Raw genomic sequence first — 10,189 nt, forward strand, 5'->3', positions numbered from 1 at the left:
GGCGGGTGGGACTCGAACCCACGGCCGACGGATTATGAGTCCGTTGCTCTAACCGGCTGAGCTACCGCCCCAGGTACGGCGTGCCGCGCACACGTGTGCGCGCTGTCTGCCGCAGCATAGCCGTTCATACGATCTCCCGCGCGGGTCGGGGTGCTCGTACGCGGACTGTGACTGCGGGCATGGGGTGATCGGTTCCCGATGGCCGGTGAGTGATGCATCGCGAGGGTCGGAAAAGCGCCGAACACGAACGAAGGGCCCCGATCGGGGCCCTTCGGGTGATGTGGACGAACATCCACTCTGCTCCCCCGACTGGACTCGAACCAGTAACCTGCCGGTTAACAGCCGGCTGCTCTGCCAATTGAGCTACAGGGGACTGCTCTGCTCGGGTTCGCCGCCCGAGATCCCGGGGGCGCGCCCTTCGCGCGACGCTTACATTAGCGCATGTGAGGGGGTGGTTTGAAATCGGTATCCGGGCCACCCGGTTGCCGGTGCCTTTGCGGGTCAGGAGAAGATCAGAAAGTCCGACGAAGGGAAGCGTCTGATGCGCAAGCTCATCTTCATCGCGGGTCTGGCCACCGGCTACGTGCTGGGCGCCAGGGCGGGGCGGGAGCGGTACGAGCAGTTGCGGGGGGCGGCGGACCGGGCCCGGCGCAACCCCTCGGTCCGGAACGCGGTGGACAGCGCGGCGCAGACCGGCCGGCAGGTGGCCGGTCGGGCGGCGGGTCTGATGGCCGACCGGACCGCCGGCAGGGTGCCGAGCTCGGTGACCGACACGCTACGCTCGGTGCGGGATCGGGCGACGGGCGCGGAGGTCGACGCCCGGGAGTGCGGGTAGTCCGCGCCTCCCGACCATTGCCCGTGGTCGCCGGCGCTGGTTAGCGTATGTTCGAGATTCCGGAATTCGCCCGGGATCTCGAACAGTGGGCATCTCGAACACCGGGCATCTTGAACGACTGAGTGCGGGGGAGGCGTAGAGCATGGGGCGTCGCGTGCCGGCCGTCAGCCGAGCGTTGGACATACTGGAGCTCTTTCTCGACGGGGACGGCACACTCTCCGCCCCCGAGATCACCCGCCGGCTCCAGCTGCCACGCACCACCGTGCACGAGCTGGTCACCACGCTGGCGGCCCGCTCCTATCTGGTGCCGGTGCCCGAGCAGCCCGGCCGCTACCGGCTCGGGGTGCGCACCTACCAACTGGGCAGCCGTTACGCCGAACAGCTCGACCTGGCCGCCGAGGGCCAGCAGGTGGCGCGCGCGGTGGCCGAGACCTGCGGCGAGACCGTGCACGTGGCGGTGCTCGAGGACGCCGACGTCATCTACATCGCCAAGGTGGACAGCACCCACGCGGTCCGGATGGTGTCGGCCGCCGGGCGCCGGCTGCCCGCCCACTGCACCGCGGTGGGCAAGATGCTGCTCGCCTCGCTGCCGCCGGAACGGCTCGCCGAGCGGCTCTCCACGGCCGGCGAGCTGCGGGCGATGACCCCCCACTCGATCACCGACCCGACCGCGCTGCGGGCGGCGCTCGTGGAGATCCGGGAGCGCGGGGTGGCCTCCGAGCAGCGCGAGTCCAACCCCGACGTGAGCTGCGTCGCCGCGCCCGTCAGGGACCGGTCGGGCCGGGTGGTGGCGGCGCTGAGCGTCTCCGTGCCGATGATCCGGTGGAGCGAGGAGCGGCAGAGTGAGCTGGCCGACCTGGCGGTCAAGGGCGCGGCGCAGTTGTCGGAGCGGCTCGGCCACCACGGCTGAGGCGGGCAGGCTGGCAGGCAGGCGACGAGAGGGAGCGGGTCATGGTGGCGGACGGTCTGGAGATCGCGATACGGGCGCGGGCCGAGCTGGGGGAGGGGCCGACCTGGGATCCGGCGGGCGGGCGGCTGATCTGGGTGGACATCCTGGCCTCCCGGATCAACCTCTTCGACCCGGCCACCGGCCGGCGCACCGTGCTTCCCACCGAGCAGCACGTCGGGGCGGCCAAGCCCCGGGTCGGCGGTGGCTTCGTGGTCAACCTGCGGGACGGGATCGGGCTCTACGACGAGGCCGGCGGTTTCTCCTGGCTGCGCCACGAGGCCGTGCCGGGGCGCCGGGGCAACGACGCGGCGGTGGCGCCCGACGGCACGCTGTGGGCCGGCACCATGCGCTATGACGAGCGCCCCGGCGGCGGCTCGCTCAGCCGGGTCACGGCGGACGGCGCGGCGGCCGTCGTGGTGCCCGACGCGACCGTCAGCAACGGCATCGGCTGGAGCCCGGACGGCTCGCTGATGTACTACGTCGACACCCCCACCCACCGGGTCGACGTGTTCACGGTCGCGGAGGACGGCTCCGTGCGGGACCGGGGACCGCTGGTGGACACCGCCGAGTTCACCGGCTCACCCGACGGCCTCACCGTGGACGCGGACGGCCACGTCTGGGTCGCGTTCTGGGACGGCCACGCGGTGCGCCGCTTCACGCCCGAGGGCAAGCTCGACCGCGTCGTCGAGCTGCCGGTCTCCCGCGCCACCGCCTGCGCGTTCGGCGGCCCCGGGCTGACCGACCTCTACATCACCTCCGCCAGCGTGGGCACCGACCCGGGGGCCGAGCCGCTGGCCGGCTCGGTGCTGGTGCTGCCGGGCGCCGGCCGGGGGCTGCCGCAGCCCGCCTTCGCCGGCTGACCAGGGCCGGGCGGCTCACCGGGACAGCCGGCGAGTCGCCCGGGGGCCGCCCCCGGAGCGCTCGGAAAAATCCAGTTGCTGCACGACCGTTGACCTCCGCTCCGCTACCCACCTACTTTCATGTTCGTATTTTCGATCTTTGTTCGGGATTACGAATGGAGGATGGGTGCCGCATGTTCCGACCATCCGCTCCACACACTCTGGGCCCCCCGTCGCCCCCGGGGCCCACCAGACGACGGATGCTCGGCTCGTTCGCCGGGCTCGGCGCGTTCGGCGCGCTCGCCGCCGCCGGCTGCTCGGCCCCGAGCGGCGCCGCCTCGGGACAGACCAGGCTGCGCTACTGGCACCTCTTCGGCGGTGGTGACGGCGCCAACATGACCGCGATGCTCGACGCGTTCCAGGCCGAACACCCCGACATCGACCTGGAGGCCGCCACCCTCCAGTGGGGCTCGCCCTACTACACCAAGCTCGGCATGGCCGGGGCCGGCGGGCGGGCCCCCGAGGTCGCCGCCCTGCACCTGGCGCGGCTGGCCGGCTTCGCCCCCGGCCGACTCCTCGACGCCTTCGACCTCGACCTGCTGGCCGAACACGGCGTGACCGCCGCCGACTTCCCCGTGGACCTGTGGCGGCGCGGCGCGGTCGACGGCGTCCAGTACGCCGTCCCGCTCGACACCCACCCCATGGTCCTCTACTACAACACCGACGTCTGCGAGCGCGCCGGGCTGCTGGACGGCGACGGGCGGCTCCGCCCCGTCGAGGGTGCGGACGCCTTCGCGGAGGCGGTGCGCGCCGCCGGCGAGGTCACCGGCGGCCCGGGCCTCGTCGCCGAGACGCTGGGCGCCGACACCATCGGCCCCTGGCGGATGTTCAACACCTTCTACGCCCAGACCGGCGGCCAACTGCTCACCGAGGACGGCACCCGGATCGCGATCGACGACGCCAAGGCCCTCACCGTGCTCCGCTACATGCGGCGGCTCACCGAGGAGGGGCTCTGCGTCGAACGCGCCGACTACCAGGGCTCGGTCGGCATCTTCGCCGCCGGCGAGACCGGTTTCTTCCTCAACGGCGAGTGGGAGGTCACCACCTACCTCAACACCGGGCTGCCGTTCTCCATGGCCCGGGTGCCCAACCTCTTCGGCACCGCCGCCACCCAGGCCGACTGCCACGCCTTCGTGCTGCCGCACCAGACCGGCCGCGGCGGCGCCTCCAACGAGGCGGCGCACGCCTTCGTCGCCTGGATGCTCACGCACTCCGTCGACTGGGCGGCCGGCGGCCACGTCCCCGCCTACCTGCCCACCCTGGAGGAGCCCGACTACCTGGCGATGCGCCCGCAGTCCGAGTACCGCGAGGTGATCGACGAGGTGGTGCTCGACCCGCAGGTCTGGTTCGCCGGCTCCGCCTCCCGGCTCTGGATCGAACTCGGCGCCGTCTTCGCCGGGGTGCTCACCGGCTCCCGCACCCCCGAGGACGGTCTCGCCGAGGCCAGGTCCCGGCTCCAGGAACTCCTGGACACGCCAAGCCCGTTCGGGGAGACCGCATGACGACCACCACGCCAGGCGAGCTGACCGCGCCCGCCGAACCGGCGCCGCCGAAGGCGCCACCACCCGCCACCGTGCGCCGCCACTGGAGCGAGCACGGCCTCGTCTTCACCCTGCCCTTCCTCGTCGTCTACGGGCTCTTCCTGGTCTGGCCGCTGCTCTCCGGCATCCGGATGAGCCTCACCAACGCCGACATCGCCGGCACCCGGTCCGACTACATCGGCTTCGACAACTACGCCGAGGCGCTGACCGACCCCGACGTCTGGTCCTCGCTCTGGAACACCCTCTGGTTCACGCTGCTCTCCACCGTGCCGCTGGTCGTCGTCGGCCTGGTGCTCGCGCTCCTCGCCCACCACCTGCGGGTGGTCGCCTGGCTCTGGCGGCTCAGCTGGTTCGCGCCGTTCCTGCTGCCGTCCGGCGTCGTCTGCCTGCTGTGGCTCTGGGTGATCTACCCCTCCGACTTCGGGTTCGCCGACCAACTCCTCGCCGAGTTCGGCCTGCACCCCGGCATCGGCTGGCTCACCGACACCCGCTACGCGATGCTCTCCGTGGTCCTCACCACCATCTGGTGGACCGTCGGCTTCAACTTCCTCCTCTACCTGGCCGCCTTGCAGTCCATCCCGCAACACCTCTACGAAGCCGCCGAGTTGGACGGCGCCGGCGCCTGGCACCGGCTGCGCCACATCACCCTGCCGCAGCTGCGCTCCACCACCGGCGTGGTGCTGGTGCTCCAACTCCTCGCCTCGCTCAAGATCTTCGACCAGGTGTACATCATGACCGGCGGCGGCCCGGACGAGTCGACCCGGCCGATCCTCCAGTACGTCTACCAGTCCGGATTCACCGGCTACCGCATCGGCTACGCGTCCGCGATCTCCTACATCTTCTTCGCGCTGATCGTGATCGTCTCGCTGATCCAGTTGCGGATCACCCGCCGAAGGAGAGAGGAGAACGCGCTGTGAGCACCGTGGTGCAGGAGACCGCCGCCGGCCGCCGGCCGCGCTGGACCCGCGGGCGACTCGTCATGCTGGGCGGCGCCCTGCTGCTCGCCCTGCTCTGGCTGCTGCCGCTCGCCTGGGCGCTGGCCACCTCCTTCAAACCCGAGTCCGAGACCACCGAGACCGGCTTCCAGTGGATCGGCTCGTACCTGACCCTCGACGCCTACCGGGCCGTCTGGGAGTCGGGAAACATCACCCGCTGGATGTTCAACACCGCCTACATCGCCACCGTGACCACCGTCCTCACGGTCGCCCTGACCGCGATGGCCGCCTACGGCTTCAGCCGCACCGAGTTCCGCGGCCGCCGGACGCTCTACGGCCTGGTGCTCGCCGGGATCATGGTGCCGCCCCAGGTGCTGATCGCGCCGCTGTTCGCCGAGATGGTCTCGCTGGGCCTCGTCGACACCTACTGGGGCGTCATCCTGCCCCAGGTCGCCGTGCCCGCCATGGTGTTCATCCTGGTGAAGTTCTTCGAGGGCGTGCCGCGCGAACTCGAGGAGGCCGCCTACGTGGACGGCGCCGGCCGCTGGCGGGTGTTCTGGCAGATCGTGCTGCCGCTCTCCCGGCCGGTGTTGGCGGCCGTCGCCATCTTCACCTTCATCCAGACCTGGAACAACTTCCTGTGGCCGTTCCTGGTGACCACCGACCCCAACGCGATGACGCTGCCGGTCGGCCTGGTCAACGTCCAGTCAACCTACGGCGTTCGCTACGCCCAGGTGATGGCCTCGGTGATCATCGGCGGACTGCCGCTGCTGGTGGTCTTCGCGTTCTTCCAGCGGCAGATCGTGCGGGGTGTCGCCCACACGGGGTTGGCGGGGCAGTGACGGGCGCCGGCTCGGCCCGTTGACCCGCGGGCCGTGCCGGCCTTAGGTTTTGTTCGAATTGACGACCGCCGTTCGGAATCCCGAACATGATGTGTGTACGGAGCAGGGACCAGCATGAGCGACACACCGCACACCGCCCGCTTCACTCTCGACCCCGACTTCACCGTCTCGGCCGTTGACCCGCGGCTGTTCGGCTCGTTCGTCGAGCACCTCGGCCGCTGCGTCTACACCGGCATCTACGAACCCGGACACCCCACCGCCGACGAGGCCGGGCTGCGCGAGGACGTGCTGGAGCTGATCCGCGAGCTGGGCGTCAGCGTCGTCCGCTACCCGGGCGGCAACTTCGTCTCCGGCTACAAGTGGGAGGACGGCGTGGGGCCCAAGGAACAGCGGCCCCGCCGGCTCGACCTGGCCTGGCGGTCCACCGAGAGCAACCAGTTCGGGCTCGGCGAGTTCGTCGACTTCGTCCGCAAGATCCAGGGCGAGCCGATGATGGCCATCAACCTCGGCACCCGCGGCGTCGCCGAGGCCATCGAGCTGCAGGAGTACGCCAACCACCCCGGCGGCACCGAACTCTCCGACCGGCGCGCCGCCAACGGCGACAAGGACCCCTACGACATCCGCCTGTGGTGCCTGGGCAACGAGATGGACGGCCCCTGGCAGACCGGCCACAAGACCGCCGAGGAGTACGGCCGGATCGCCGCCGAGACCGCCCGCGCCATGCGGCAGATCGACCCGGACGTCGAACTCGTCGCCTGCGGCAGCTCGTCCCAGTCCATGGAGACCTTCGCCGCCTGGGAGTCCACCGTCCTCCAGCACTCCTACGAACTGGTCGACCACATCTCGCTGCACGCCTACTACTACGAGCGCGAGGGCGACCGCGACTCGTTCCTCGCCTCCGCCGTGGACACCGAGTCGTTCATCGAGAACGTCGTCGCCACCTGCGACCACGTCGGCGCCCGACTGAAGTCCGCGAAGACCATCAACCTCTCCTTCGACGAGTGGAACGTCTGGTACCAGGACGGCAGCGCGCCCACCCTGTCGGGCGAGGGCCGTGGCGACGACTGGGACGAGGCGCCCAGGCTCCTGGAGGACAACTACAGCGTCACCGACGCCGTCGTCTTCGGCTCACTGCTGATCGCCCTGCTCCGGCACGCCGACCGGGTCAAGGTCGCCTGCCTCGCCCAACTCGTCAACGTCATCGCGCCGATCGCCACCGAGCCGGGCGGCGCCGCCTGGCGACAGACCACCTTCCACCCGTTCGCGCAGGCCTCGGCCCACGGCCGCGGCACCGTCCTCGACGTCCGCCCCGAGAGCCCCCGGCACACCACCACCAAGTACGGCGAGGTCGACCTGCTGCACGCCACCGCCGTCCGCGACGAGGCGACCGGCGCCGTCACCGTCTTCGCCGTCAACCGCCACCAGACCGAACCGCTGCCGCTGGAGATCACCCTGCGCGGCCTCGGGCTCGGCCGGGTGGTGGAGCACAGCGTGCTCGCCGACGCCGACCCCGACGCCCGCAACACCGCCGCCGAGCCCGACCGCGTCGCCCCGCACCCGGCCACCGGCACCGGCCTGGAGGGCGAGGTGCTCAGCGCCACCCTGGAACCGCTGTCCTGGAACGTGATCCGGCTCGCCTGACCCCGTCCCCCGTGCCGTGCCGGTCCCGCCCACGCTCACCCCGGGTGCGTGGACCGGCACGGAACGGACGACACGGGGTGAACCAGTCAGGGGCCCGGTGGGTCGTCGTCTCCCGCGCCTCACCTTGCGTTCATCTGCCGCCTGAAGAGTGCCCGCCGAGAAGACGAGAGTCTGGCGAAACACCTACCGGGAGCCACGATGGGCCACGGCCATCACCACCACGGACACGACCACCACCACGACCACGCCCACGAGGCCGAGTCGAGACCGCTTCCGGCGGCCATGGACGTCAACGTCCCCGACAGCGAACTGACCCCCGACCAGCTCTCCCGCCGCTCCATGCTGCGCCGCGCCGGCCTGCTCGGCGCGGGCGTGGCCGGCGCCAGCGTGCTCGCCGGCACCGGCGCGGCCGCGGCCGGCACGGTGTTCGGCAACGGTCAGGGCAACGGCAACGGCCAGGGCAACAACGGTGGTGGCAACGGCCGGCTGCTGTGGCTGGCCGGCGACCACCACATCCACACCCAGTACAGCTCGGACGGCAAGTACCGGGTCGTCGACCAGGTGCGCAACGGCGCCCGGCACGGCCTCGACTGGATGGTCATCACCGACCACGGTTCCGTGAACCACTCGCGGATCGGCGTCGAGAAGGTCAACCCCGACATCCGCGCCGCCCGCGACACGTTCGACGAGACCCTGGTCTTCCAGGGCCTGGAGTGGAACATCCCCGCCGCCGAGCACGCCACCGTCTTCGTCCACCCCGGCGACAACGAGGTCTCGGTCCTCAAGCAGTTCGAGACCGACTACGACGGCGGCGTCAGGAACGCGACCGGCAACACGCCCCAGAACGAGGCGCTCGCCATCTCCGGTCTGAACTTCCTCGCCGAGCAGGTCCAGCGCCGCAAGGTGAAGGACGCGATGATGTTCGCGAACCACCCCTCGCGCAAGGGCATCGACTCGCCGCACGAGATCCGCGCCTGGCGCGACGCGCAGCCCAGGATCGCGCTCGGCATGGAGGGCGCCCCCGGCCACCAGGCCGCCGGCATCCCCGCCCCGCACGGCTCCGGCGGCGGCCGCGGCTACTACGAGTCGAGCCCGGGCAGCGACTCCTTCCCCGGCTACCCGGCCGAGAGCTACCGCACCTGGGGCGGCTTCGACTGGATGACCGCCACCGTCGGCGGTCTGTGGGACAGCCTGCTCGCCGAGGGCAAGGCGTGGTGGATCACCGCCAACTCCGACTCGCACAGCAACTACGGCGACCTCTCCGTGCGGCCCGCCGACACCGACTTCGACCGCAACGGCTTCCACGGCGACCCGGTCTACGGCGGCCCCGCCATGGACGTCGAGGCCGGCGACTACTGGCCCGGCCAGTACAGCCGCACCCACGTCGGCTCGGCCGGCTTCTCCTACGCCGCCGTCATGGACGGCCTCCGCGCCGGCCGCGTCTGGGTCGACCACGGTGGCCTGATCTCCGGCCTCAACGCCCAGGTCCGGGGCGGCAACCGCTCCGCCACGCTCGGCGGCACGCTCTCCGTGCGGCGCGGCACCGACGTCACCCTCACCCTGGAGATCGCGCTGGCCAACGGCCCGAACTGGGCGCAGTTCGTGCCCAAGCTGGCCCGCGTCGACGTCATCAAGGGCGACGTCACCGGCACCGTCTCCGACAAGGACACCTTCCGCACCCCGAACACCAGGGTCGCCAAGTCCTTCGAGGTCAACAAGTCGACCGGCACCGTCACGCTGACCTACCAGCTCGGCCGCGTCGACCGCCCGTTCTACCTGCGGGTGCGCGGCACCGACGGCAACCGCACCCAGGCGGGCCTGAACGGCGCCTCCGTCGACCCCAACGGGCCGGCCCTGGACGTCATGGGCGACGCCGACCCGTGGCGCGACCTGTGGTTCTACTCCAACCCGATGTGGGTGCTGCCCCAGTGACACAGCGGGCCCTGTTCGGCCTCTCGGCCGGCACCCGTGGCCCGCGTACGGCCGATCACCTGCTGCACCGACTCGCGGAGACACTCCCGCTCCCGCCCGGTGCACACGCCCGCACCCATGTGGTGCGGACGCCCGAGCCGGGTCTGGCGCTCTCCATAGAGCTGCCGGACCCGGCTCGGGCCGCGGCCGCGGCCACGTTCGAACGACTCAAGGACGAGCGGGACCTGGCCGTCGCCTGGGGCGACCGGCTGTTCGGCCCCGCCGAACGCCGGGCCGCGGCGGTGGCGGCCCTCGCCGGCCACGACCGGTCCGGCGCCAGGGCCGTGCTCTTCCCCGGCTCGGCCGGGTTGTCCGGCACCCTCACGCTGGCCGAACTGTTCGACCGCACCGCGATCGACTCGGCCGTGGTACTGGGTGGTGTGGTGCCGGAACCGTCGGCGACGCTGGACACGAGGGGGCATGTGCGGCCCGAACTTGTCGACGGCCGGCTGCTGCTGCGGGTCGCTCCCGCGCGGGGCGGCGTCTACGTGCCGTTCGAGCTGCCGGATCCGCACCCGTGTTGTGGCGGCGAACACGACGCGGAGTAGCGCGGCGTCGGGTTTCCCCCCACCCACC

Annotated in this window: 9 protein-coding genes and 1 tRNA gene; 9 read left to right on the forward strand and 1 reads right to left on the reverse strand. The window is 71.5% G+C overall.

The window, feature by feature from the left end:
• Positions 1 to 300: 300 nt before the first annotated feature.
• Positions 301 to 373, reverse strand: a tRNA-Asn gene (locus E1283_RS23865).
• 165 nt (positions 374 to 538) lie between these two features.
• Here E1283_RS23865 and E1283_RS23870 point away from each other — a divergent pair.
• From E1283_RS23870 to E1283_RS23910, 9 genes are all read left to right on the forward strand, one after another.
• Positions 539 to 835, forward strand: coding sequence for a YtxH domain-containing protein (locus tag E1283_RS23870; RefSeq protein ID WP_132820187.1), 297 nt, complete (start codon positions 539 to 541; stop codon positions 833 to 835).
• Between the two features lie 142 nt (positions 836 to 977).
• The gene (locus E1283_RS23875) at positions 978 to 1,745 is read left to right on the forward strand and encodes an IclR family transcriptional regulator (protein ID WP_132820188.1); all 768 of its coding nucleotides are present in this window, start codon (positions 978 to 980) and stop codon (positions 1,743 to 1,745) included.
• Positions 1,746 to 1,786: 41 nt separating this feature from the next.
• Entirely contained in the window at positions 1,787 to 2,644 is an 858-nt protein-coding gene (locus E1283_RS23880; RefSeq protein ID WP_132820189.1) for an SMP-30/gluconolactonase/LRE family protein, read from the forward strand.
• Positions 2,645 to 2,883: 239 nt separating this feature from the next.
• Positions 2,884 to 4,185, forward strand: coding sequence for an extracellular solute-binding protein (locus tag E1283_RS23885; protein ID WP_132820190.1), 1,302 nt, complete (start codon positions 2,884 to 2,886; stop codon positions 4,183 to 4,185).
• Positions 4,182 to 5,141: a carbohydrate ABC transporter permease gene (locus tag E1283_RS23890; protein WP_132820191.1), complete on the forward strand. Its 960-nt coding sequence runs from the start codon at positions 4,182 to 4,184 to the stop codon at positions 5,139 to 5,141. The genes E1283_RS23885 and E1283_RS23890 overlap by 4 nt, the downstream gene beginning before the upstream one ends.
• Before the next feature lie 62 nt (positions 5,142 to 5,203).
• Positions 5,204 to 6,001, forward strand: coding sequence for a carbohydrate ABC transporter permease (locus E1283_RS23895; protein WP_132820195.1), 798 nt, complete (start codon positions 5,204 to 5,206; stop codon positions 5,999 to 6,001).
• Between the two features lie 114 nt (positions 6,002 to 6,115).
• A complete protein-coding gene (gene arfA / locus E1283_RS23900; RefSeq protein ID WP_132820192.1) occupies positions 6,116 to 7,642 on the forward strand; it encodes an arabinosylfuranosidase ArfA in 1,527 nt (508 codons plus the stop codon).
• 198 nt (positions 7,643 to 7,840) lie between these two features.
• A complete protein-coding gene (locus tag E1283_RS23905; protein ID WP_132820193.1) occupies positions 7,841 to 9,574 on the forward strand; it encodes a PHP domain-containing protein in 1,734 nt (577 codons plus the stop codon).
• The gene (locus E1283_RS23910) at positions 9,571 to 10,161 is read left to right on the forward strand and encodes a hypothetical protein (RefSeq protein WP_132820194.1); all 591 of its coding nucleotides are present in this window, start codon (positions 9,571 to 9,573) and stop codon (positions 10,159 to 10,161) included. Before E1283_RS23905 ends, E1283_RS23910 begins: the two co-directional genes overlap by 4 nt.
• The last annotated feature ends 28 nt before the right edge of the window (positions 10,162 to 10,189 follow it).

This window comes from Streptomyces hainanensis (genome assembly GCF_004348415.1).
GTDB classification, from domain to species: domain Bacteria; phylum Actinomycetota; class Actinomycetes; order Streptomycetales; family Streptomycetaceae; genus Streptomyces; species Streptomyces hainanensis.

Coding starts and splice junctions, on each gene's coding strand:
- E1283_RS23885 (WP_132820190.1), top strand. CDS start 2,884: ATGCTCGGCTCGTTCGCCGGGCTCGGCGCGTTCGGCGCGCTCGCCGCC.
- E1283_RS23890 (WP_132820191.1), top strand. CDS start 4,182: ATGACGACCACCACGCCAGGCGAGCTGACCGCGCCCGCCGAACCGGCG.
- arfA (WP_132820192.1), top strand. CDS start 6,116: ATGAGCGACACACCGCACACCGCCCGCTTCACTCTCGACCCCGACTTC.
- E1283_RS23875 (WP_132820188.1), top strand. CDS start 978: ATGGGGCGTCGCGTGCCGGCCGTCAGCCGAGCGTTGGACATACTGGAG.
- E1283_RS23905 (WP_132820193.1), top strand. CDS start 7,841: ATGGGCCACGGCCATCACCACCACGGACACGACCACCACCACGACCAC.
- E1283_RS23880 (WP_132820189.1), top strand. CDS start 1,787: ATGGTGGCGGACGGTCTGGAGATCGCGATACGGGCGCGGGCCGAGCTG.
- E1283_RS23895 (WP_132820195.1), top strand. CDS start 5,204: ATGCTGGGCGGCGCCCTGCTGCTCGCCCTGCTCTGGCTGCTGCCGCTC.